This window comes from Bradyrhizobium genomosp. I (2014), from assembly GCF_000261685.1.
GTDB lineage: Bacteria > Pseudomonadota > Alphaproteobacteria > Rhizobiales > Xanthobacteraceae > Bradyrhizobium.
In genome coordinates, this window is sequence record NZ_AJQE01000279.1 from 1 (window position 1) to 23,513 (window position 23,513).

At 59.7% G+C, this 23,513-nt stretch carries 16 protein-coding genes and 4 pseudogenes; 11 read left to right on the forward strand and 9 right to left on the reverse strand.

Going from position 1 to position 23,513, the window contains the following annotated elements:
- The 3 genes and pseudogenes from tnpC to IC50_RS25775 form a co-directional block, all read left to right on the forward strand.
- A pseudogene (tnpC, locus tag IC50_RS25760) lies at nt 1-685 on the forward strand (IS66 family transposase); the annotation flags it as partial.
- A gap of 2,704 nt (nt 686-3,389) precedes the next feature.
- On the forward strand, nt 3,390-3,671 hold the full coding sequence (locus tag IC50_RS39310; RefSeq protein WP_049824227.1) for a helix-turn-helix domain-containing protein: 282 nt from the start codon (nt 3,390-3,392) through the stop codon (nt 3,669-3,671).
- Nucleotides 3,672-3,830: 159 nt separating this feature from the next.
- On the forward strand, nt 3,831-4,739 hold the full coding sequence (locus tag IC50_RS25775) for a LysR family transcriptional regulator (protein WP_035711347.1): 909 nt from the start codon (nt 3,831-3,833) through the stop codon (nt 4,737-4,739).
- Between the two features lie 247 nt (nt 4,740-4,986).
- On the opposite strand, the gene IC50_RS39315 is transcribed toward IC50_RS25775, so the two are convergent.
- From IC50_RS39315 to IC50_RS25790, 3 genes are all read right to left on the reverse strand, one after another.
- Nucleotides 4,987-5,523, reverse strand: a complete 537-nt coding sequence (locus IC50_RS39315) for a DUF2285 domain-containing protein (protein WP_085973965.1) — start codon at nt 5,521-5,523, stop codon at nt 4,987-4,989.
- A 46-nt stretch (nt 5,524-5,569) separates the two neighbouring features.
- Complete coding sequence (locus IC50_RS43270) at nt 5,570-5,764, reverse strand: transcriptional regulator domain-containing protein (protein WP_028143501.1); 195 nt, start codon at nt 5,762-5,764, stop codon at nt 5,570-5,572.
- 164 nt (nt 5,765-5,928) lie between these two features.
- Nucleotides 5,929-6,201, reverse strand: coding sequence for a DNA -binding domain-containing protein (locus tag IC50_RS25790; RefSeq protein WP_028143502.1), 273 nt, complete (start codon nt 6,199-6,201; stop codon nt 5,929-5,931).
- Nucleotides 6,202-6,807: 606 nt separating this feature from the next.
- Here IC50_RS25790 and IC50_RS39320 point away from each other — a divergent pair.
- Nucleotides 6,808-7,095: a helix-turn-helix domain-containing protein gene (locus IC50_RS39320; RefSeq protein ID WP_071916571.1), complete on the forward strand. Its 288-nt coding sequence runs from the start codon at nt 6,808-6,810 to the stop codon at nt 7,093-7,095.
- Nucleotides 7,096-7,975: 880 nt separating this feature from the next.
- On the opposite strand, the gene IC50_RS25795 is transcribed toward IC50_RS39320, so the two are convergent.
- Nucleotides 7,976-8,851 carry a TauD/TfdA dioxygenase family protein gene (locus IC50_RS25795; protein WP_223153730.1) on the reverse strand — a complete coding sequence of 292 codons (876 nt, stop codon included), beginning with the start codon at nt 8,849-8,851 and terminating at the stop codon, nt 7,976-7,978.
- Nucleotides 8,852-10,041: 1,190 nt separating this feature from the next.
- Here IC50_RS25795 and IC50_RS43275 point away from each other — a divergent pair.
- Nucleotides 10,042-10,402, forward strand: a pseudogene (locus IC50_RS43275) (SOS response-associated peptidase); the annotation flags it as partial.
- Nucleotides 10,403-10,525: 123 nt separating this feature from the next.
- Nucleotides 10,526-11,586, forward strand: a pseudogene (gene istA, locus IC50_RS25805) (IS21 family transposase); the annotation flags it as partial.
- Nucleotides 11,587-11,759: 173 nt separating this feature from the next.
- Here the strand turns inward: istA and IC50_RS25810 are convergent.
- Together IC50_RS25810 and IC50_RS25815 are read right to left on the reverse strand one after the other, a co-directional pair.
- Nucleotides 11,760-13,124: a M16 family metallopeptidase gene (locus tag IC50_RS25810; RefSeq protein WP_035711355.1), complete on the reverse strand. Its 1,365-nt coding sequence runs from the start codon at nt 13,122-13,124 to the stop codon at nt 11,760-11,762.
- The gene (locus IC50_RS25815) at nt 13,121-14,464 is read right to left on the reverse strand and encodes a M16 family metallopeptidase (protein ID WP_244429647.1); all 1,344 of its coding nucleotides are present in this window, start codon (nt 14,462-14,464) and stop codon (nt 13,121-13,123) included. The genes IC50_RS25810 and IC50_RS25815 overlap by 4 nt, the downstream gene beginning before the upstream one ends.
- Nucleotides 14,465-15,131: 667 nt before the next feature.
- Here IC50_RS25815 and IC50_RS41480 point away from each other — a divergent pair.
- Nucleotides 15,132-15,365, forward strand: a complete 234-nt coding sequence (locus IC50_RS41480) for a hypothetical protein (RefSeq protein WP_148311848.1) — start codon at nt 15,132-15,134, stop codon at nt 15,363-15,365.
- A gap of 692 nt (nt 15,366-16,057) precedes the next feature.
- Here the strand turns inward: IC50_RS41480 and IC50_RS25820 are convergent.
- The 3 genes and pseudogenes from IC50_RS25820 to IC50_RS25830 form a co-directional block, all read right to left on the reverse strand.
- Nucleotides 16,058-17,890 carry an ABC transporter ATP-binding protein gene (locus IC50_RS25820; RefSeq protein WP_035711357.1) on the reverse strand — a complete coding sequence of 611 codons (1,833 nt, stop codon included), beginning with the start codon at nt 17,888-17,890 and terminating at the stop codon, nt 16,058-16,060.
- 589 nt (nt 17,891-18,479) lie between these two features.
- The gene (locus IC50_RS25825; protein ID WP_035711363.1) at nt 18,480-19,622 is read right to left on the reverse strand and encodes a TlpA disulfide reductase family protein; all 1,143 of its coding nucleotides are present in this window, start codon (nt 19,620-19,622) and stop codon (nt 18,480-18,482) included.
- Nucleotides 19,623-20,450: 828 nt separating this feature from the next.
- Nucleotides 20,451-21,786: pseudogene (locus tag IC50_RS25830) on the reverse strand (IS5 family transposase).
- Here IC50_RS25830 and IC50_RS42810 point away from each other — a divergent pair.
- From IC50_RS42810 to IC50_RS25840, 4 genes are all read left to right on the forward strand, one after another.
- Nucleotides 21,779-22,060, forward strand: a complete 282-nt coding sequence (locus tag IC50_RS42810) for a hypothetical protein (RefSeq protein WP_157789291.1) — start codon at nt 21,779-21,781, stop codon at nt 22,058-22,060. The pseudogene IC50_RS25830 and the gene IC50_RS42810 sit on opposite strands and share 8 nt — an antisense overlap.
- Before the next feature lie 96 nt (nt 22,061-22,156).
- Nucleotides 22,157-22,480 (forward strand): hypothetical protein, encoded by a 324-nt coding sequence (locus IC50_RS25835; RefSeq protein WP_035711359.1) that lies wholly within the window; start codon nt 22,157-22,159, stop codon nt 22,478-22,480.
- Nucleotides 22,481-22,789: 309 nt separating this feature from the next.
- The gene (locus tag IC50_RS39330; protein ID WP_080584305.1) at nt 22,790-23,071 is read left to right on the forward strand and encodes a helix-turn-helix domain-containing protein; all 282 of its coding nucleotides are present in this window, start codon (nt 22,790-22,792) and stop codon (nt 23,069-23,071) included.
- 135 nt (nt 23,072-23,206) lie between these two features.
- A partial coding sequence (locus IC50_RS25840) for a helix-turn-helix domain-containing protein (RefSeq protein ID WP_035711360.1) occupies nt 23,207-23,513 on the forward strand: 307 nt, incomplete at its 3' end.

The following is a 23,513-nucleotide window of genomic DNA, read 5'->3' on the forward strand; positions in this document are numbered from 1 at the left end:
GCCTTGAAGACAGCCGCTCCGGCGAATGTGCGGCCCGGCATCTCAATGATTATCGCGGCATCCTGCAGGTTGATGGATACGCCGCCTATAACAAGTTGGCGCGACCCGATCGCGGCAATGATGGCATCACCTTGGCCGGCTGCTGGTCACACAGCAGGCGCAAGTTCTATGAGCTGCATGTTGCAGGAAGCTCGAAAGTGGCAACGACGACGGTCGAACGGATGGCAAAGCTCTGGCAGGTTGAGAAGACCGTGCGCGGCCAAAGTCCTGACGCACGCGTTGCCGCGCGCCAGCAAGCCTCCGCGGCGGTCGTCGCAGATCTCTTCGATCTCTGGCAGCACACCTTGCGGCGGATCTCCGGCAAATCAAAACTGGCCGAGGCAATCCGCTATGCCGTCTCACGCCGCTCCCTCTTCGAACGCTTCCTCACCGACGGCCGCATTGAGCTCGACTCCAACATCGTCGAGCGCGCCATCAGGCCACAGACAATTACGAGAAAGAACAGCCTCTTCGCGGGCAGCGATGGAGGCGGACGAACCTGGGCGACCATCGCAACACTGCTACAGACGGCAAAGATGAATAACGTCGATCCGTTCGCCTGGCTCAGCCTAACGCTTCAGCGTATGCCAACGGCTGGCCGAGCAGCGAAATCGACGCGCTTATGCCATGGAACCACGCCGTGTGACGGCCGCAGCTTGCCGCTTACGTTCCACATGAGTGTGAGCAGTCATCTGACCGGAGGGGGCATGTGATTCAGGTCCTCGATTCCCGTTCAAGTGACTGCGCTCCGCCCGTGGCGAGCATTAGTTCGCCGACACGATGCTGGGCGCATCACCCCGATCGGAGTCGATGGCGTTGGCTGCACCTCGGAAAAACGGCGTAGGCTCTGGCGGCGCGGGCTCGGAGCTATGTGATATCGCCTCAACTTATCGATGGCCGGTTCACAATCTGACCTTTTTTCGCGTCTGATGAACCGCTCCTCGCGACTGGCCGTTATTTGGAGACGGTGATCCACTGCGACTTCCTGCCGCTGTGGGGATGCGATCAACAAATGCATATTCGTCATTTGAACAACTCGTCGGCCGACCACCTAAACCGATTGACACACGATATAGCCAGGGTATACGGCAAAGCTGCCCGCCCAGAGCACTGGCCCGGTTACGGTTGACACCACGTTGCGCAGCCTCATGTGGCCTTCGAATTTTGAGGCCAAGCGAATACGAACTTAGCGCGCAACACCCACTCTCTGAGGACGATCCTTCAACTGAACAGGCTACCAATGCATTATCATGTTGTGCGCACACGCATGCTCTAAAGACCAATTTTCTAATCGCGATGATCGGGTTCGTCGAAGTCTGCCCTTGCCCCGCCTATACCGCAGAGAAAATGCTTTGTGCCAGGCTTGGGAGCGATCGGTTTTCATTTTGGGCTGCGCGCGCTGATGGGGCGGTCAGCGACCATCAGTGAGCATGGTCCGAAATCGGCCACAACAGCTGCTGTTCGTTTGTGAATTGCCGCACAGTTTTCGTCAGCTCTTTGAAAGCTAGCGTGAGTACAGAGCCGGTAGTTGCTAGCGAGGCGTGGTAGAGACAGCGCCATTACCAGAATGGGACAGCGCCGAGTCACGTTCCTGCTACCCCAATCTGCAGCGCAGGCGCGGCAGGGACAGCGCCGGTCCAGTCCCGAACCGACCGGCGCCGAGCCGCGCCCGCGCTGCTTTCGGCGTCGGAGAAACGACCGTGGCGCACCGCGCGTGTGGTCTTTCAAGCGATCTCTTCCCTGCCCTTCGTCTAACACCGCCAACATTCCTGGGCTCTGTCATGAGCGGCAGCGTGGAAGTCTTTTTCATGCGGCGGAGCGGTTTAGTATGCTGGGCATCTCCAATTTCTCCGCGAGGTAGCGGATCAGCGTAGAAAGCAGCGGACGATCCAACCAATTCAAGTAGGTGATTGGCAGTCGTACTATGCCTACAACTTGGCGGCACTCTAGACGGGCGAGGTATCAGCGTTCATACGGAATGGGGCAAGGTGGTGCCAAAGTTACCGGCGCGTGGCAGGGACAGCGCTTTGCAGGGATTGAGCGCCGAGTCACGTCGCCGGTGACCCCTGACGTCGCTGGTACGGCAGGGACAGCGTCTTTGAAGGTTTGCCCACAAGTATAGTAGGTGCCCCGCGGGACCTCTCGGCAATACCACTTAGTAGCATGGCGAGGGGCTTGCCACCTCCCGGGAGCAAAGCCGGCCAGCGACACAGACGCTTGCGGCATCTGCCAGGAACAGCGCTTTCAGGGTTTCACTACCCGATCGCCGAGCCACCCGCTAGTGCGCTAGCATAGCGGCTAGCAGGAGCAGCATCGGATTCTTTCCATGGCGCCAGTTGCGTCTGCGCTGCTCTCCGTGTTCTGGAACAACTCTTTCCAGACACCCTCGTTGTTCTTGGGCCCGCTGGGCAACATCGAAGTCTCTCAGCTGAGTGACCCTGGGGTATGCCGGCCCGCGGCGTTCGAATGGCCCGGACAACGCCCAAGCCGAAACCTCTCAGCTAGTCTCAAGCGCGCCGAATAGCGGTTCGTTCAGGCTCATACGTCATGGGTAAAGATACGCGCGGCATCTATTCGACTTCATTGGCGGATCCAATTCGCGACGTCTCGCCGCTTGCCCTTGCGCTATCGCCTGCGCGTTCCAACTCGACACTGCGAGACTTTGCTCTCTGGACGCCACTCTTGCCAAAATAGGTTACGACTTGCCGTACCGCGTTTGATTTGAACTGGTCGTTATACTTGATGACCCGACCGGCGCGCATTCCTTGAGCCTCAGCTTAGAGAGCTCGCCGTCGCGCCTCTTGAGCGGATTCAAGAGCCTAAGAGTCCGTCTCATCGCTGATGGCAGCATGCGGAACGTCCACAAAGATGTTGTACCGGTAGACGAAATTCTCTGAGTCCAAATAATGAACGAGATTTGGGTCCCTGAAACGCGCCGTCTGCGCTGATCCAGGGAAAAAGACCACTATGAAGATGGCTGAACGGCTGTCGCTGCGATCGCGATAGTCAGCGCGCCGGCTCATTTCACCGGAGCTGCACCTCCATTGCGATGAATGGAGGAGCATCGCCTCGCTCGGTCAGCATCTTTGCTTGGCTCGAGGCCGTTCGTGCGAGTTGGGCAGCGGAATCGAACCGCTGCCGAGGCAGCAGTTCGGGTGAGCTTCGGCCAGCCCAGAAAACTGGCGCCGCCGCGAATTGAAAGACGGTCGACATACCGGCGCATATGCGGCCCGCTCCCATAGCGTCCAGGAAAGGCGATACGGTGGCTCGCATACCTTTCAAATCCGGTGATATTTTTATGTAGGTTATAGCCAGTGGTTTGATGACCGTCGAAATGGCTGCTTTCGCGCATGAGAGCTCGTGCGCTTGTGGCTTACAATGTGCGCCGGATCCGCGTCCAGCGCGGTATTCCGCAAGAGCAATTGGCCTACGATGCAGGAGTTGATCGCTCCTACATGAGCGGACTTGAGCGTCAACAGGCAAACCCGACAATCGATCTTCTCGATCGCCTTGCCGAGACGCTCGGCGTAGCTGTCTCGGAGCTGTTTGTTCGGCCACCCAAGGGCGCGCCGCCACCTGCAACCTTACCTAAAGGTCGCAAGCCGAAGCCGGCACGCGGGAAAAGGACTTAGTCCCTGACAAACACTGTCTGAGACACTGATGTCGTGCGCTACCGGCGCAGGTATCGCGCTCACAAGAGGATTTTATGCGTGGCGGACGCTGATACGCAGCGATCCGGCTATGGGCATCGAATATTGTGATGGGCTTTGATTCTGGCGCCGGAGCAGACAATGGCGGCTCGAGACGATGAAGTTCCTCTTAATGCCATCCGGGCTTTTGTGACGGTCGCCCGCGAAGGCAGCGTCACGCGCGCGGCCACCACTTTGGGAACAACGCAAAGTTCGGTCAGCCGTTATTTGGCTGTGCTGCGGGATTATCTAGGGGCTGACCTCATCGAGCGGCGTGGACGGCGCAGCGATTTGACCGAATTTGGAAGGCTATTTGCAAACGCAGTGTCTGAACCGCTCGAAACCGTCAGCTTCACCGCGAAGAGAATGCGACGCCGTGCAGGCGCAGGAACGAATCGGATCGTGGTCCGCACGTCACTATCCACCTTTGCTTTCTCTATCCTTATTCCGAATCTGCAGGCTTTCTCTTCTGAAGCGGGTGGCGTTATCGTGGACATCATCAGCTCGCTGGCGCATCCGACATCTTCGGATGATTTCGATATTTTGATTACACGGGATCTTTCCGTCATCGAACCCGCCGACAGTTGGGAGATTTACAAAGAGGAGCTGGTGTGCGTTGGCCCGCCAAATCTGGTCGGAGGCAGAGAGCTCTCGATCGTTCGCTCAACTCCGATACTGAACGTCACATCCCGTCCCGACATCCTGCCGACATGGCTGAGGGCCATGAATTTGTCTTCGAGCGACATACGAGTGGGCGCCAGGTATGATCACAACTATCTTGCTCTGACGGCCGTCATGACGGGAAAATGCCTTCTTGTCGCGCCGGAAATCATCGTCGGAGATCTGGTCAGAGGGGGCGCTTTGCAGATCATCCCTGGCACCCGCACTCCAAGTGGCATGCGATATCGCGCCTATGCCGTAGACCGCAGCGCGCACCCCGAGATCGCACATTCTTTTTGTCGATGGCTGGCTCGTCTTTGCAAGAAGGTAGCACCTGCGCAGGCGGCCTGAGGTTTAGCGGTCCCTCAATCCGATGCAGGAGAGATCAATGCGCTCAGGTCGAGAGCGCTCAGTTTAAGACAACTATTCAAGCATAGTCCGCAAAACCCAAGGAAGTGGCGCCCCTCTGTTGCAGCAATCAAGACAGCAACAATGAGATATCGGAGCGCAAAGCTTTTATCCAATCCACCATCGTGCCAGGCAGCAGAAGAATTGGCTGGCAGCACGGAAGACAGGCCATTTATCGCGCCGCAACCCACTACTTGTCACCCCTGCCCCTGCGGTTGGCGAGCAATGCGCGCCAGCGTAGGCGCATGAGCCGTTGCCCCAGCTTAACAAGTCGAATGGTTCGGCTACGCAAATCGTCTGTTTTCCAGGCGCGCTCAGCAATACGATTGCGTCCAAACAGGCCTTGCGCGATTTGGCGATAGCTATTTCCTTGCTGCCAGCCGTCCACTGCGCGCAACGCCAGGATCAGCCGACGCCGCTTCAAAGCGGGCAAAGCAAGTGGGGCATCTCCAAGCGCCCGACGCTGAAAGGCAAGCCAAAATCGACGTGCGGCGCCCAGGCGAAGCTCGAAATCGGCATCGAGCGGCAGATCAACGACGACAGCATATCCGCTCTCCGGAAGCTCTCTTAGCCAAAGGCGATGCTTCGTGCCCCCGAGCGGCACGATCGCATGCCAACCATCCGGCGCACGGCGAAGCTCTCTGCCCGGCAGATTGTCGAAATCGAGCTGATAGGTTTTGGACGCAACGCTGTTGGCCGCCCGTACAGCCAGTACGGTCGGCAGCACCTCGGGTGCCCAGAAGACTGCTTGCTTGTCGAAGGTCTTTTGCGGATCAGCCGGAAAACGAGAGCCCCCACTTGCGTCGGAACTCGCCCGCCGCTGCGCTTGAATGTTCGCGGCGGGATAGCCGCTTATAATCCTCTTGGTAGTCGCAATCCCGGCGCAGCCACTCCCAGGCCAGGTCGGCAGCATCCGCCTTCTTCAGGCCGCTGTACGCTTCCTCAGATCTCCAGTCAGTATCCGGCATCGCACCTTTCCCGCACAATCTTCAGACGCGGCGAAATGCATCCGATGATTGTGGCGCTTTCCGGTTGCTTGCTTACCGTGTGCACGCCTTGAACGCACTTAAGCGATGGAATGATCAACTTTTGCGATCGCGACGCATTCCCGCGACCCTGACATCCGCGCCAATCATTGTTTTGGCCAACCGCTACGTAGCAGATCGCGATAACCGTGGCCCGCTAGCCACTTGGCCCGAGTCAGATGACTTTCGAATGTGCGCCGCGCTCGCTCCGGTTCAACGGTGGGGTCAAGCCCAAGCACAATTCGCGCGATCTCGCGCCAATCTGCCTTGTCTGCGTCCGCATCAAGCAGTCGCATGTAGGCAACAGCGTGCTCCCTGTCATATGACGTGAGCTCGTCGACGCTGGGCGCCAATTCTGCGATCTTCGGCTCGCCCGGCACTTCCTGAAACTCCTACCCAGCTGAAAAATCTACCGAAATCAGAGCAACGATAACTAATCTGAGTTCGTATTGGTACCTGCTCAATGGTCGCATGCCGACCTCCTTTTCGCGCTGAGACGGCAATCGCACATCGGCTCACATTGACCTGGTGGCTCCATCCTGCGCTTTCTCTTTTCATCGCAGTCCATACTGCACGCCATCGCACATGTGCGCTGCAACTGGGTTGTCCTTGCTGTTCCTGGCGGAAGGCGTGGTGGTCCGTGGTGACGGGCCCGCTCGCTCTCGTGAAAGGCAATAACCAGAACCGGCCAACTGGAGAATATTCGTTTCGGTTTCGACCCACACTTGAACGTTCATCCTATCTAGTCGCGGTCTCGGGAAAACGCCGCAGATACCTCTGAGCGCTATTTCTTCTCTGCCGCTAATGGCAAGCTATTGCCCCACGAGAATGCATGTGATGGTCAACTAGAAGACGGGCGCGCGCTAGCTGGCCTGCGTCTCACCGTTGCCTGATGCCTCCAAGCACGCCACGGCTAGTGCGAGCTTATCGTAATAGTCTGGCTATAACCAGTGGTTTCATAATCATCGGAATGGCTGCCTCTGCGCATGAACGCTCGTGCGCTTGTGGCCTGGAATGTGCGCCGGATCCGCGTAGAGCGCGGCATTCCGCAAGACCAATTGGCCTATGATGCCGGCATCGACCGCTCATACATGGGGCGCATTGAGCAGAAGAAAGAGAACCCGACTATTGATCTCCTGGAACGCATCGCCGCGACTTTGGGCATTCACTTGTCTGAATTATTCACACCGCCGGCTAAAGGTGCAATGCCCCCAAGCCGATGTCCAGAGGGCGCAAGCCGGCAAGGCTTGGCCGAGACAAGACGTAATCGTTGAGCGAGCCATGCTTCGGCTTGGATCCGAACCGAAGCGGCCCACGTGCTTCATCGATCTACAGCCGGCGCTTCCGTCTCCTGCTCCAGCCGATGTGGCACCAAGCAGGGTTCCGCTTAGCGCTCCTCGGAGCGATTTGTTATAAGGCCAATCATCTTCGAAATGAGGTTGCGCCGCTCGCGTAAACGTACTGACGCCGCTTGAACCCGAGGTTTGCGAAGAGCCTTTTTGGGGTCGACGGGTGCGGTTCGGGTGATGGCAGCGCCCCAACCGGGAGTCCACGAGGGTATGGAGGGACTTTGCTATCCTGATGCGCAAGAGCATGAGAGCAGATCCGTCCTCCAGAGCTTTCGGTTGGAGGATCAAGCTGGTGTGCGCCTCGAGGATGGGACCTTTCCGCTGGACGAAGATCGGGAAGGTGTGGCGCCCATGCAGTGGCGCAATTTAGGGGCTGCTGGAAAGGCTCGACTGACGGTTTGTTTATGCGGCACGTAAGACGCCGGCACGATCGCGAGCGGGATAGTTTCAGCCGACGCCGGGTGCTGTGAATCAAGGCCATCCGACGCGTCGCGAGATGGTGGCGAATATGCTCTGAATTGGGTGTGAGATAGCCGGGCCTGACTATCCCGATAGGATGAAGGGGATGCTACTCGCCGAACGGATACATCAGATCCTCAAAAATGCAGCGTCATCGGTTTGATTGGCAAGCAGAGACGATGCCTGAAGATTAATGCTGTTGGGCCTGGAAGAAGCCTAGCAGGTGGCAGCTGTGCCCGTTAGCCGGTCCTCGCGCATAAGACCGGCCGTTCCGCTCGACATTGCAGGGCCGCAGCTTAGTCTTGGGTCTCCAGGCGTTGACGTGATCCTGGAGGTGTCGACAATGTCAGGCCGCCTTTGCCGCCCTTGATTTTGGCCTCTTCTCGTGCGGTGCGCGGGCGTCGATCGCAAGCTGGTCCATCATCCAGTGAGGGCTGCTGGGTTTGCTGACAGGGTACGGCTCAGTCGCGCGATTGTCCCAGATTACGACGTCGCCTGATTTCCAGTTCCAGCACAGGGTGTTCTGGGGCGCAATGAGATAGGATTGCAGCCGTTCAAACAGTCTTTGGCTGGGATAGCGCTGCAGGCCGACGAAGTTGTTCACGGAACGACCGAGCGAAAGCATGCGTTCGCCGGTCTCGGGATGAACACGAACAATGGGATGTGTCGTTTCGTAGATCGTTCCATTGGATACGCCCCACCAGGGCCGCTTGTTGGCTTCGGTGGCCCTCTCTGTCGCAGTGAGATCAGATGCGACGAAGCTCACAGCCCAGAGGTTATCTGCGAGCATTCGCAGGGGATCGGGAAGATCAAGATAAGCGGCCGCCCTGCTCGACCAAGCAATGTCGCCGCCAAAAGGCGGGACCGCTGCGAGCCGCAGCACCGAAATGGCTGCGGGGACCCGATCATCGTTCATCTCGCTGAGATGACTGCAGGCGCGATCAGACAGCTCCTGCGGGATCGTTAAACCGCCCATTGTGTCCGCCATTGTGGGATTCGGTATCAGCGAACCGAGCCGGAGCATAAAACGCTGCTGCTGTGCGTCGTCGAGATGTCCCTGATCACGGAAGAAGATGACCTTATGCTCTAGCAGAAGCCGGTTGAACGCGACGATGACATCGTCAGGCAAATCGTTCGACAGTGCAATGTTCTTGATTTCGGCACCAAGCCGGCCCGCGTGCTTGACGATGTCTGCTCGCGAAATGACATTTTCAACAGTCATTGTTCCACTCATGACGGCGCCTCTTTCTGTGGATGTCTATACAAGCTCAGTGGTGGTCGCATCTGGCGACAAACCTGGCAAAACAAGCTCGATGCTACCGACCCGAATTGTCTGAGCATGGTCATCGCGCCGCTCAATAGGCGGGTGAATTCTGATATAACGTTCTCATTTTAGGACACTCGCATATGAGACCAACTCGGATATGAGACCACCAGATCGATTTACACCCTGATCAACAGTGCAGATCATAGACGCAATCCATGTCCAGTCCATGAAACGAAACCAGCTTTCTTTTTGAGCTCGCGCAACGTTCGCCTCCTCCCAGCCTCATGCTTGGAAAATCCTCGAACAACGACTGTGTCGTACCTCATTCATCCCGCAAGGCCTCATGCGCACGATGAAGATTAGAACTGGTTCGCGGCATGCACTCGCGAAGCGGATAGGACCCACCGCCTCGAACGGAAACCACCTAAACGTGTATAATATAATACAAACTACTTCAACGGGCTCCCTAATCATATTTTCGCGACTTGGAGTGGATCAATGCGCGACGCTTCATCAGGTGATCACTTGCCGTCATGCCTTGGACTAGCGGGAGAAGCGCAAAATAAGAAGGCTGCAACTTCCGATGCAGCTTAACAACGGACTTAATCCCTCAATTTTCGAAATTTGCACTCGGGACGAATGCAGCGCTCGTGCCTGTGATGCCGTGTCTTTCGTTCTACCCGGAGACGTAGATTTTCCTTACGGCGTGCATGCCGTTTGGCTTCGCGGTAGTTGAGCACACACAATCGAAACAGAGCGCCCATGGCCAGGAATATTGCTCCGAAGGCGTCTTTGCGTTCTCAGGCTGCAAGCCGCAAATTCCGGCTGGCTATCTTGCCTCACTATGAGCAACACGACCACCGAAGGGCGGTCGGATTTCAGATCACAAGCCACGGATGTAGCTTCCTCATGATCGCTCTCGCTGATTCCTTAGCTTGAGATCGAGTGCTCGCCAAGACCAGGCGCGACGTCGACCCCGCCGCGCTGCGCCACCGGCGCACATCGTTCGACAAGAACTGGCCAGCCGACTCCGCTGCAGCAAGTGCGCCGCCGCCCTTCGGCGACCCTGCTACAGCTTGCGCAGCGGTCACGTCACGCTGCTCGAGAAAGGTGAAGATGTGCCTCATCACCTCAACGAGGCGGCGATCAGCGCCTTAATCCGCGTGGTCAACCGCTAGGTCGGCAATCTCGTACCGATGCCCGGAGTCTCTCCGGACTACAAAGCGCCGATTGTCCGGACCGGCGCCGACGGTCGCGAGCTCGCAACCGCGCGCTGGGTATGCCGTTCTCGCAGCATGCGCAAATGGAGGCGACCAGAAAGCGCGCTGCGAAGCTGGAAGCCAAGGTAAGTCGGTCGACTTCAAGGAACTCCTCCAGATGGAGCCGGATGGCGACACGACGAATATCCGTAACGTGAAAAGCAAACATTGGGCGCGTTGGCCGGGTCCGGCACATCGGTGCGTGGTGCCGTTCAACTCGTTCAGCGAGCTGCGCAGCTTTTCTGGGATGCTGTCGCGCGAAATGCCGCTGCGGCTACCGCCTTGATGCAAGCGTACGTAAGTGACTACGAATGCTGTCGTAAGCATCTCAAGTTCGAGGAAAGCCTCCATTTGCAATTCGAATACACGACCAAAGCTGGGGCGGTGGGCATCGGAGCTCGATAGACTGCTGGCGGCGAACGCGGCCAAACCGGCGCGTGAACAGCGACGTTGATCCGGATCTTCGAAGACCTGCGCGACCGCGGCTATGACGGCGGTTACGATGCGGTGCGGCGTTACGCCAGGCGGTGGAGTAAGGAGCGCGGGCAATCGACCGCGGCTGCTTATGTCCCGCTGAGCTTTGCACCCGGCGAAGCCTACCAGTTCGACTCGAGCCACGTGGTGGTTCTGCTGAGCGGCACCACGGTGATGGTGAAGGCTGCCCATGTCCGGCTCTGTCACAGCCGCATACTGCTCGTGCGGGCCTATCCGCGGGAGGCGCAGGAGATGGTGTTCGATGCCCACGACCGGGCGTTCGTTCGCCCTATTCAAGGGCACATGCAGCCGCGCCATCTACGACAACATGAAGACCGCGGTGGAAACGATCTTTGTCGGCAAGGATCGTCGCTACAATCGCCACTTTCTGCAGATGTGCAGCCACTATCTGATCGACCCGGTTGCCTGCACGCCGGCGTCGGGCGGGAGAAGGGACAGGTCGAGAACCAGGTCGGGCTGGTCCGAGAACGCTTCTTCACGCCGCGGCTGCGGTTCAAAAACCTGGACGAGCTAAACGCCTGGCTGCTCGACAAATGCATCGTCTACGCCAAAGCTCATCGCCATGCGGTGACGGCATCGGTCTCGAAGACCAGCCTGGTGCGCTTCGACAACAACAAGTACTCAGTCGCAGGCAGCGCAGTCGGACGCCCGGTCGAGGGCCAGGCTATACCGATCGCATCGTGATCCGCCTGGATGGAAGAATCCTTGCGGAGCATCCACGATCCTTCGGACGCGGCGAGAGGATCTCCGATCCCTGGCACTATGTGCCGGTGCTGGCTCGCAAAACCCGGCGCTTTGCGCAATGGCGCTCCCTTCAAGGACTGGGAGCTGCCGGCCGCACTTGAGCGGATCCGGCGCAGGCTTGCCAGCACTGACGACGGCAATCGGCAGATGGTCGACATCCTCAACGCCGTGCTGACTGACGGTCTGCCCGCGGGTCCGCTCGTCATGCGTCAGGGATGGCTCGAGTTCGAAGCCATGAAGCGCGGCACCAACCTCATGATGCATCACTGAAAGACCGAAGCGATGTGTGAATCGAGTAAACCACAACAGAGAGGGAGCGCAGCGTGCCGTGTGTTAGCGAAGAGCGCTATCGCTACTACGGCAGTTCAGTTCGACTTCGGCGCCGTGGCCGCGGGTTGCGCGGCGGCCTGCGGGGTGCGGCCGACGACGACCGTCAGCAGGCCTTGGCCCCAGAGCCGCTTGGCGGCGGCCTTGGCATCGTCCAGTGTCACCGCATCGACGATGGCGTTGCGCTTCTCGATATAGTCGATCGGCAGCTTGTCCTGCTGGTATTGCAGCAGCGCCTGCGCGAGCTTCGAGGAGGTATCCAGCGCCAGCATCTGCGAGCCCTTGAGGTAGGACTTGGCCTCGTCGAGCTCCTTCTGCGTCGGGCCCTCCTCGGCGATGCGGCGCACCTCCTTCTCGATGGCATCGATGGTGTCGCCGGCACGGTCGGCGCGGGTGCCGGTGTTGCCGATGAAGACCGCCGAATGCTCCATCCAGAGCAGCGATTCGAACACCGAATAGGCGAGGCCACGCTTCTCGCGCACCTCGCGATAGAGCCGGGAGGACAAGCCGCCGCCGCCGAGGATGTGGTTGACGACATCGGCCGCCATGAAGTTGGGATCGCTGCGCTTCACGCCGGGGCCACCGAAGGTGATGACGGTCTGCGGCACGTCCAGTGGAACGAAGGCGCGCTGTGGCGGCTTGGCCGCCTCGATGTCGGGAACCGGCGTGAGTTTGGCTTTTGCGGGCAGGCTGCCAAAAGTGTGGTCGAGCAGCTTGCCGAGGGTCTCGGGATCGACGTCGCCGACCACCGCGATCTTCAGCCCATCCTTGGCGAGCACGCGGCCGACATAATCCTTCAGATCGGCGACCGTGAGGGTCGGCACGCTGTCCAGCGTGCCATTGGTCTGCCGGCCATAGGGATGGTCGCCGAACGCGACCTCCAGGAATTTGCGGCTCGCCAGCGACGACGGATTGGTGGTCTCGCGGCGCAGGCCCGAGATCACCTGTGAGCGGATGCGCTCGACGTCGGCGGTGTCGAAATGCGGCGAGGTCAGCGCGCTCCTGAGCAGGTCGAAGGCTTCGTCCTTGTTGTCGCGCAGCATCCACAGGCTGCCGCGGAAGGTATCGCGGGTGGCGCTGAAGGAGAGCTCGATGGCGCGGCGGTCGAGCCGCTCATGGAAAGTCTTGGAGTCGAGATCGCCGGAGCCTTCGTCGAGGAGGTCACCGACCAGATTGGCGACGCCGGACTTGTCCCTGGGGTCCTGCGCCGAGCCGCCGGCAAAGGAATATTCCATGGCGATCAGCGGCACCGTCGCATCCTGTACGAACCAGGCTTCGATGCCGCCCGGCGAAGTGAGGTGCTGGATTTTTGCGGCCGCCTGTGACGGCGAGACCGTAGCCAGCGCGAGCGCCGCGCCGGTGGCAAGCGAGAATGCAACGCGTCGAAGGAAGGGATAGGTCACGAACGCTTCTCCTCGCGCTTGGCGGCACTGGTGTCCTTGATCAGATAGCCCGTCACCGAACGCTTCTTCTCGAGCCATTTCTGCGCGACGGCGCGCACCTGTTCGGCGGTGACCGCGCGGATGCGGTCCGGCCAACTCCTGATGTCCTCGATCGACAGGCCTGTGGTCAGGGCGCCGCCATACCAGCTCGCCAGCACGGCCTGATCGTCCTGGGCGTAGATCGCTTCCGCAATGAGCTGGGTCTTCACCCGCTCCAGGTCCTCGGCGCGGATCGGGTTCTGCGCGATGTCTGCGATGACGCCGTCGATCACCTGCTCGACCTCGGCAAAGCTGACGCCGGGCTTCGGCGCGGCCGAGATCGAGAACTGGGTCGGGTCGAGCGAGATGCTCGAATAGCTGGCGCTGGCGGAGACCGCGAGCGGCTTGTCGACCACGAGGGCGCGGTAGAGATAGGAATTGCTGCCGCTGCCCATCAGCTGCGCCAGCACGTCGAGGGCTGCGCTCTCGCCGGCTGCGGCCGTCGTTGCGGAAGGTGCCAGATAGTAGCGGCACAGGCTCGGCTGCTCCACGAGCGGGTCGGCCAGCGTGACGGTGCGCGGGGCGGCGGGCTCGGGCTCCTGCGGGCGCACGCGGCGCGCCGGTATCGCGGGCTGGGCCGGAATGGCGCCGAAATTGCGCTCGACCAGCGGACGGATGTCGGCGGCTTCCACGTCGCCGGCGATCACCAGGATCGCGTTGTTCGGCGCGTAGAAGCGGCGGTAGAAGGCCAGCGCGTCCTCGCGATCGAGCTTCTCGATCTCTTGCCGCCAACCGATGATCGGCCGTCCATAGGGGTGATTGAGATAGAGCGCTCTCTCGATCTGTTCGTTCAACCGCGCTCCGGGGCTGTTGGCGACCCGCATGTTGTACTCTTCGAGCACGACGTCGCGTTCCGGCAGCACGTCCTCATTCTTGAGGATCAGGCCGGTCATGCGATCGGCCTCGAACTCCATCATGGTCGGCAACTGCTCCTTCGGCACGCGCTGGTAGTAGTTGGTGCCGTCGACCGAGGTCGAGGCGTTATCGTTGCCGCCGACCCGAAACACGTTTTGGGAGAATTCGCCGAGCGGGTGCTTCTCCGTGCCCTTAAACATCAGGTGTTCGAGAAAATGGGCGAGCCCGGATTTGCCCGGCTCCTCATCTGCGGAGCCCACTTTGTACCAGATCATCTGCGTCACCACCGGTGTCCGATGGTCAGGGATTACGACCACCTGCAGGCCGTTGCCAAGCGTAAAGCTGGTGAGGGGCATGGACTTCGCAAGAGTCTCGGCTGAGGCGCCATCTATTAAGAAGGCGCGCATCAGCACCAGTGCTAGAACGCAAACGACCGTTCGAGGTGAGGACGTCGGCAGCATTGACAGCAGTCGCTGTCGAATTTTCGAAAGGAAAGACCGATCGTGCGGCCGATTGGACGCGGCATCATTATCAATATCGTTCGTCAGCTGCGGGATCGGGACGGCTTTTTGCAAGCTACATTGCATTTCGGTCTGGATGAGGAATGAGGTCATCATCGAAGTCATCTAGAGGATGCTCCATGCTTTTGGCTATCAATCGACAGATCGCGCTTGCTCCAGGGGATACCATCGGCCGGCGCGTCGGCGGCTAACCCAAAAGCATCAGTCGTGCCAAAGAAGAAACTGTTTAAATTACAGCGTGGTCACCCGAAGCACTCTGTCCGTATCTTTACACATCGTCGTACATCAGACACGGTGTGGCTATCTAGGGACCCCTCTTTTGCGGACCCGCTTGGCGTTACTGGTGCCGACCACTATGTGTAGCAGGAGACTCTAGAATGGCATGATCGAGTGCATGGGTGGCCGCGATCAGCGCCAGTCCGAGAGCTTGTGCAAGGTCCCCGTGCAGTGCCACAAGCGCGCGAGTTTTCATGCGCTAGACTAAACATGCGATGGCAATTCCTCGTGACGTCGAGGGGACAGTTTTGCACCGCGCGCGACATCAAGCATTCACGTGTCGAAAATCGTCGCGATGTTTCTTTTTCTGATAAAAGCGGCGGCATTTGTGAATGCGGTCGGTCAGGCGCCCATGCTCTCGCGTAATTCTGGATTTAATCCCGCTGAGACAATCGATTGGCGCCGGCGCTTCGAGATTCTTGGTGTGCGATCGTTCTTAGTCCGCCTGCCGAAGAGGATGCAGCTGTCCCCACCAGATGTTCGACATGGATTTGAAAACTCACTCGAATGAGCAAAGCGCGTAAGGCTTTCCTCCGGACGCGGCGGTTCTCTGCCATAGGCAAAACCCGCCGACATTCGACTTCTAGCGCCCCCTTACCTGTTCTGACCACGTTGGGCGGAAGTCGTTAGGGTCCTCTGCGCCTTCGGCAGAAACCAGATGCGAACTTGACTGAAGAACTCCTAGTGCCAGTGGGGCATGCTCATGCGCGACCAACTCGGGCAGGCGAGCATGTCCTGATGTGCAGGCTTGCCTCGACGGCGGTGCGGTCAAGATCGAGCCCAAGCGGCATAATGTTGATGAACAGGCCCATCGTGCGGCGGCACCGGCGCCGCCATGCATGCGGCCGAACAGCACCGTGCGAACACCACCTGCTCACGGCCGCTGCTGCGCGCGACCACCTACCCCACACCAGGTGGCAGAGGCTAGCCAGGGTCACATCAAGCCGCCGCGCCTGGCCGCGCACCCGCGCATCCTGCGGCAGCGTCCGCCGTCCCTCCGTGATCCCGCTGCCGTCGCCGTCGGACCTCGCTTAAGCCGAACGGCCGGCCCGGCTCAACCATATCTGCGAGCCACGTCCGGAAGAACTCCTCATGCGCCTTTGCATTAACGCTCACGCGCGCCTCCGTCACCACATTGCAAAAGGGATGTGGGATTATCAGGCTATGCTCATGTCCCTCCAGCACGGCCAAATAGCTCTAGGGCTACGGAGATGCGGCCAGCGGTGTTTTAGGCTCCCCTTCCGCCGAGAGCGGACCGAACTCGATGGCCTGCCGCTCGAACAAACTGCGATAGATGCCACCGGGTTGCACGATGAGTGCCGGATGCGTGCCCTGCTCGACGATCTCGCCGCGATCGAACACCAGGATGCGGTCGAGGCCGCGCACCGTCGACAGGCGGTGCGCGATTACGATCGAGGTGCGGTCCTTCATCAGCCGTTCCATCGCCTCTTGGATCAGCGCTTCCGATTCCGAATCCAGGCTCGACGTCGCCTCGTCCAGGATCAACACTGGCGCATCAGCAAGGAACGCGCGCGCCAGCGCAACGCGCTGCCGCTCGCCGCCCGACAGATTTACGCCGCGCTCACCCACCAGTGTGCCGTAGCCCTTCGGCGATCGTATGATGAAGTCATGCGCATTGGCGAGCCTCGCCGCCTGTTTGATCGCCGCCATGCTGGCGCCGGGTCGGCCATAGGCGATGTTTTCAGCCAGCGAGCGGTGAAACAGGATCGGCTCCTGCTCCACGATCGCGATCTGGCTGCGCAACGATCGTTGCGTGGCCAGCGCGATGTCCTGCCCGTCGATCAGGATCCGGCCGCCGGAGACGTCGTAGAGCCGCTGAAGCAGCTTGACGAACGTGGTCTTGCCGGAGCCGGAGCGGCCGACCAGACCGACCCGCTCGCCGGCGCGGATGTTGATCGACAATCCGTCGTAGAGCGGCACGCGATCGCGGTCATAGAGGAAGGTGACGTCCTCGAACGTGATCGTTCCACCGTGAATGTCGATCGGTTTGGCGTCTGGCGCATCGACAATGCCGATCGGCTCGCCATAGATGGTAACCAGTTCCTCCATGTCGTTCACAGAGCGTTGCAGATTGTTGATGTGCATCCCGACGTCACGCAAATAGGCGTGGATGATGTAATAGCTTGTCAACACATAGGTGACGTCGCCCGGAGAGGCGCGCCCCGCTATCCACAGCAGGATGGCGCCGCCGATCACCGAAGCACGAAAGCACAAGAGCATCACGAGCTGCACCGTACTCGTGCCGTTGGACCGCAGCCAGGTGCGCTGCACCCTCGCCCGCCAGCGTCTGACGACACCGTCAAGCCGCGCATCCTCACGCGCCTCAGCACCGAAAGATTTCGCCACAGTATTGCAAGTGAGCGCGTCCGCTAGCGTGCCGCTGACTTTGCTGTCCCAGGCGTTGGAGACCCGCGCCGCAGGCGCGATGTAGCCGATCGTCAATGCCGTCGTGATGGCAACATAGATCACTGCGCCGAGGCCGATCACGGCGCCGAGCTCGGGCCAATGCAGGCCGAGCAGGATCGTCGAGCCCACGAGCACCGCGAGCGACGGCAACAACGCCATCAGGATCGAATTGTTAAGCAGGTCGAGCGCCCACATGCCGCGGGTGATCTTGCGCACGGTCGAGCCGGCGAACGAGTTAGCGTGCCAGTCGGTTGAGAAGCGCTGCACGCGCATGAAGGCCCCACGGGCCACATCCGACATGGTCTTCAGCGTGAACGGCACGATCGCCTGCAAGCCCGTAAACCGCAACATAATCGAGAGCAGACCAAGGGCGAGGATACCAGCGAACGCAATCAGTGCCGCATGTCGCGCCGCTTGGTCGGAGGGGCCCGACGTCAATGCATCCACCAGACGGCCGGAATAGACCGGCATGAACAGGTCGGCGACCGTCGCCCCTAAGAAGCCAACGAGGATGATCGCGGCACGGACTGGCTGCTTCAGCCAGTGCTCCAACGCAAACGGGAGAACCAAGCCGATTGCGGCGGGTCGTTTGTCATCTTGACTGGTCATGGCGCTAGGGGTTTGTGGCGCACGCGGTGTAAAAAACGGTCGATCCAGACCCGATGTGCCCAATGCTTGGCGCGCCGTACGAGGGATGCGATAAATGCCCGGAGTCTGGGGGCTGCGGCCGAAATCTTCTACCCATTTCACCCACTCTTGGCATAAGCGCTTAGCCGAAGCGCCTCACGCTTTGCGAGCTCCTCGTAGCTGAGAGCATCGATCTGAGACATCAGCCAGGCTTGCGCGATCCGAGCTTGTGTGGGCCAGGTAGGCGGGATCGGCGTCACTCATCTTTGCCCGCCTGCAGAAGCATGGGGGTGTCCACCTAGCTCCGGCCTCGGCCATGGCTGTACGCAAAGGTGCATTTCGATGAAGGAAGTGTTCAGCATATGGCCGCCAGAGACTTTGCGTTATCGGATCGCGGCGCGACTTCACCTGGAAGATCACCTCCGCGTCGATCCGGATGGAGGTCATAGCAATCCGAACCTCCAACGTGCCACAAACGATCCACCGCCCTGCTCGCTGATCGTTAATTGCCGATGGCCCGCCGGATAAATGGACGAATTAACCAGTGAGCAGCTCAGATCGTCGCCCTTTTTCATCTTCTCTCCTCGGGCGCTTGCGCTTTGGTACTTTGCGAGACTCCGGGTTGCGGAGTCGCACAAACAGACCCATAGCAAGCCTTCTGACCCTTGTAGTTGGCGAGCGTTTGGACCGATTCCGACATAACCTCCTGTTTCAGGTTGTCCGGGATAGGTGCGGGGCCGTCCAGCGACTTCAGCGTCACCTCGATCAACTCGCTCGCGCGATCCTTGTTGCCGCTCTCGTAATAGTACTGAGCGACCGCCGGATAGGACAGGAACTTAGGGGCGTCGCCGCGTTGCGGAGCATTTATTGCCAGAATGTGTCCGGATAACTCATTGCCCATCGCAAAGCGCTCGGCCTGCGGCAAATGAGAGTTGTCATTCGCCGGATCAAAGAGTTGGCGCATCGCCCCGGCCATCCACAGCGCGGATTTTTTGTTGATCGCGTCACGAACCAATTGGCGCATCACCGGCAGGCCGGCCTGCAAGTCGCGCATTTTGTGAAGCAACAGATCCGCCTGGAGCACGCGGAAGTTCACGTCATCCGGCAGAACAGCGACGGCTTCTTCGACCACCGAAAGCGCCTTCGCCCAATCCTGCGCCTTCATCGCCGGCGTCAGTTTGACGAAGATCGGCATTGTGCGTTCGCCCTTGGCGATCCGCTCAGCATCGGCGGCTTTCGCTTCATCGCTGATGCGCCAGCTGCCAGTCAGAATCTTCGGCAAAACCTCTTCGAGTTGCGTCGGGGAACCGATAAAGGCGATGTGGCCATCACGGTCGACGACGAACGAAGTGGAAATCCCGATAGAAAAGCTGGAATCCATCCAAAGCTCGTCCATTTCGCGTGTGTAGTCGAGCCCGACCCGATAGTTGAGATTCGGCAACTTTTCGGTCAACCATGCGTCCAACTTGCTTCGGGCCTTTTCCGCTGTTTGAGCGCGCTCACCAGCTGCTATTCCGAGGACCTCAACTCCGCTATCTCTGTATTTCTCTTGCAGCTGTACCAGATCGGACAGCGCCGCCACACACGATGCGCACCAAGTTGCCCAAAATTCGACGATGTACACTTTCCCGGGCTGGAAGCTCGTGAGGGGTTGACCACGCAGCCAGTTCTCCACCTTGATCGGGGGAGCTGGGGATTCTAAGCCCAGCGTCATGTTACGCTCCAAAGTTATTGTCAGGGACTGCGCGACGTTTTGTGCTCGCTGATCTCCGATCGCGACCGCGACCGAGAAGTGGGGTGCCGTGGTGTAGACGGGCTGCCGAACGAGAGCCGTAGCGAATGTCGGTGTCGCAGCGCTAAGCACGCCGACACACAAAGTTACAAGGAACAAGCTCGTCCTCTCACGAGCAGGCCACATCGGTTCAAGGAAGGAGAGCATCGCTCGACTCGCATCTGGGTGGGCTCAGCACTTTCAGTACTGCTGCACCCTTAGTAGCAACGTCCGTGCCAGCATCGTCTGCGCGCATTAAGCGCCTAATTGCGCATGAACAGCTCAACGGCAGTTCACGGCGACCAGTGTTTTGAACCCGACGGGCTTTGTGCCGGTGTCGGAATTTGGACAAGAATTGCGCACTTCGCGCCGCCAGATAACTGATTTGATGTTGTGAGCCGCCGAACGGAAACTTGGTAATCCCTGTCCCCTAGCAAACAGGATTAGAGGCGAGCGACGATTTAGATTCGACTCGAACGAGCCGAAGCCCGTTGACCGGGACACGTGTTCTGGGCGATGACGATGGAACCATTCGCCTGAACCTGCGGACGGTGCCGCGGATCAGGGAGGCTCTGAAACTGTGAGTGCTCGCCATCGCTCCAAGCGGTTCCTGCACCAAAAACTGGTACTTCGATTAGTTTGCTGTCCAGCCGCGTGTACCAGGCGTCCATGATGCCCCCTTCAATTCGAAAACCGTTTCCCTCGTATCGAAACAGACGCCGCCGATCGCCTCGATGGAGTCCTCCGTGAAGAACGCGGACGACCGCTGATTTAAGCGATCTTTTGAGCCGGGACAGTTTCGGCGAAGTTCCGGATGATGGCACGCAAGAGTTCTGCGAGCCACCGCAGGAGCAGGCCGAAGTTGTAGCCGGCTGCGGCGAGGACGGCGTTGATGCGGTCGCCGACGCGGCCTTTGAGATAGTTTCGGTCCATCCGGTGCTCGGCCTTGACGTGGCCGATGACGGGCTCGACAGCCGCTCGACGCTTCATCTCGCGACGGATGGAAGCCGTGACGCGGCGGACCTGCCCCGAGATCCAGACCCTGAGCCGGTGCGGGTGGTTGTGGCCGCGGTACCCTTTGTCGACATGGATGCGGCGAGCCTCCACGCCGGTGAGCTTCTCCATGTCGGCGACAACGGGGCCGAGCGTGTGCCCGTCGAAGGGATTGCCGTGCAGCGCCTTGGCATGGAGCACGAACTGTCCGCCCTTCGGGGACGTCACGGGGGTGGCGATACTGACCTTGCAGCCGAACTCGTAAGGCGCACGGGCTTTCCCCTTGCCGATGCACTCGACCTCCGGGGCATGTAACGCATAGACCTTGGGGCTGCGCTGATGCTGATCCTGGGTGCGCACCCGCTGCGCCAGAGCGAGCAGCGGGCCGAAGCGAGCTTCCAGCGCCGCATCGCCATCAATCTTGCGGCGGATGTCGCGGATGATGCGGCCAAGTCGCGTCCGCAGGAACTTGAGTTGGCGGCCGGGCGCGCTTGAACTGATGAGCGTGGGTATAGCGGCCGACCATGATGGCGGCGCGCTTCGCCAGGCGCAGATAGCTCTGGCGCAGCGGCACACGGTTGCGCTTGGCGAGCCCGACGAGCTTGGTGATGGCCCGATGCATCAGCCGCGCGTCGGTCGGATGCGCAACGGCCTTTGGCTGCACCGTGGTATCGACCGCCACTCGCTCCAGGTCCTTGGGACCGATGGCGCCAGTCTTGTGCGCCACCGACAGACTTTCCTGGATCAGCGCGACGAGCTGCTCCTCACCGAGTCGCTGGCGCCAGCGCGTCATCGACGATCGATCGAACGGCAGCCGGTGGCAGAAGCTCAACTCGCCGCAGAAGTATTGGTAATAGGGGTTCTCGATCCAGCGGGCGCACAGCACCTCATCCGAGAGATTGTGCATGTGCTTCAGGATGAACAGGCCGGCGACAAGCCGCGTCGGCAGGCCAGGCTGCCCCGGACCGGTTTGGCACACCGAACCAAAGCGGTCATCCAGAAACTTCCAGTCGATCAGCGCCGCCAACCGCACCAGCGGGTGGCCCATGTCGATGATTTGATCGAGGGCCGGAAGCAACAGGTCTTTCTGGCGATCATCCCGCGGTTTGCTCATCGCCTTCCCCAATGCCGATGACCCGTCGTCAGGGAATCACGAATCGCTCGAAAGCAAAATCCCAAAACGCAAGAAAGCGCGGCCCAACACCCGGCTTTCCTGCAAAATCGAATACTTTATCGAGACAACTTCTGCCTATCCTTCAGGCCGATCTGCATTCTTCACGGACGACGATGGAGCTAAGGCTTATACAGGCGTTCACCTCCAGGTTGCTGACCGGGAGGCCGGCTGGCACCACCCGCTGGCGGCACGCAGCACTTCCTTGCCGGCTTGAAAATCTTTGGCAAGCTGCGGGCCTTCAAGACCCATCGTGTCACAGCCGGATGACAGGTATCGAAATAAGTAGACGGAAAACCCTGCACTATGCGATGTGGCCGACATCGACACAGGCTATGGCAATGCGATCAATGTCATCCATGCCATTGGCGAGTATGAAAGGACCGGCGCCAGCTCCGTTGTCATCGAGGACAAGACATTTCCCAAGGTTACGAGCCTTGCTGCGGAACGTCCAGATGATGAGTTATGGCAATTTCGGATCCGGGCCTCAAGCACAGCCTTGAGGGACACCTTCCGCCGTATCATCGCTGATGGCGGCGTCCAGAACGTCCACAAGGATATTTTAACGATAGAGGACCCCTTCAGACTGCAGAGAATGGACGAGATTGAGGCAGCTGAAACGCGCTTCCTGCGCTGATGCAGTGCTGCAGGCCGACTCTAATCTCGCCTGAACGGCTGTCGCTGCAATCTCGACGGGTTGGGGCGGCACGTTCGTCGGGCTACCACTCCATTTCGTTGAATGGAAGACTATCGGGCCCTGTCAGTCAGCATCTATTGCGTTTGGCTCGAGGCTGATAGCGCAAATGGGCAGCGGAATCGAACGGCCGCCGAGCCGGCGGAACGACGGCGCTCGGGTCAGCGCCGGCAAAACCCGCGCAGTTTTGTGATGTTTTTATGTCGGTTATAGCCAGTGGTTTGATGACCATCGAAATGGCTGCCTTCGCGCATGAGAGCTCGTGCGCTTGTGGCATACAATGTGCGCCGGATCCGCGTCGAGCGCGGTATTCCGCAAGAGCAATTGGCCTACGATGCAGGTATTGATCGCTCCTATATGAGCGGACTTGAGCGCCAACAGGCAAACCCCACAATTGATCTTCTCGATCGCCTTGCCAAGACGCTCGGCGTTGCTGTCTCCGAGCTGTTTGTTCGGCCATCCAAGGGGGCGCCGCCACCTGCTACCTTACGTAAAGGTCGCAAGCCGAAGCCGGCACGCCGCAAAAGGACCTAGCCCCCCTGACAACACCGAGCCATTGAGGCCGATCTTGTGCGGTGGCCAAGCATCAATGCGCTCCGAGGCGGATTTTGTGCGCGGCCGCCCCCTGATTCGCGGCAATCCCGCGATGGACATCGAATAATGTGATGAATGTTCAATCTGGCGCCGGAGCGGACAATGGCGGCTCAAGACGACGAGGTTCCTTTAAATGCCATCCGCGCCTTTGTGACCGTCGCACGCGAAGGCAGCGTCACGCGCGCCGCCAGCAGCTTGGGAACGACGCAGAGCTCGGTCAGCCGCTATTTATCCGTCCTGCGGGACTATCTCGGTGCGGACCTCATCGCGCGGCGCGGCCGGCGCAGTGATTTGACTGAGTTCGGAAGACTATTTGCTAACGCAGTCTCTGAACCGCTCGAGACAGTGGGCTTCACCGCCAAGAGAATGCGGCGGGGGGGGG

Bases quoted from the DNA above. Each gene is read 5' to 3' on its own strand.
- IC50_RS39320 (WP_071916571.1), top strand. From the start codon at position 6,808: ATGAACGCTCGTGCGCTTGTGGCCTGGAATGTGCGCCGGATCCGCGTA.
- IC50_RS39310 (WP_049824227.1), top strand. From the start codon at position 3,390: ATGAGAGCTCGTGCGCTTGTGGCTTACAATGTGCGCCGGATCCGCGTC.
- IC50_RS25825 (WP_035711363.1), bottom strand. From the start codon at position 19,622: ATGACGCTGGGCTTAGAATCCCCAGCTCCCCCGATCAAGGTGGAGAAC.
- IC50_RS25815 (WP_244429647.1), bottom strand. From the start codon at position 14,464: ATGCGCGCCTTCTTAATAGATGGCGCCTCAGCCGAGACTCTTGCGAAG.
- IC50_RS43270 (WP_028143501.1), bottom strand. From the start codon at position 5,764: ATGCCGGATACTGACTGGAGATCTGAGGAAGCGTACAGCGGCCTGAAG.
- IC50_RS25795 (WP_223153730.1), bottom strand. From the start codon at position 8,851: ATGACTGTTGAAAATGTCATTTCGCGAGCAGACATCGTCAAGCACGCG.
- IC50_RS39330 (WP_080584305.1), top strand. From the start codon at position 22,790: ATGAGAGCTCGTGCGCTTGTGGCATACAATGTGCGCCGGATCCGCGTC.
- IC50_RS25775 (WP_035711347.1), top strand. From the start codon at position 3,831: ATGGCGGCTCGAGACGATGAAGTTCCTCTTAATGCCATCCGGGCTTTT.
- IC50_RS25820 (WP_035711357.1), bottom strand. From the start codon at position 17,890: ATGACCAGTCAAGATGACAAACGACCCGCCGCAATCGGCTTGGTTCTC.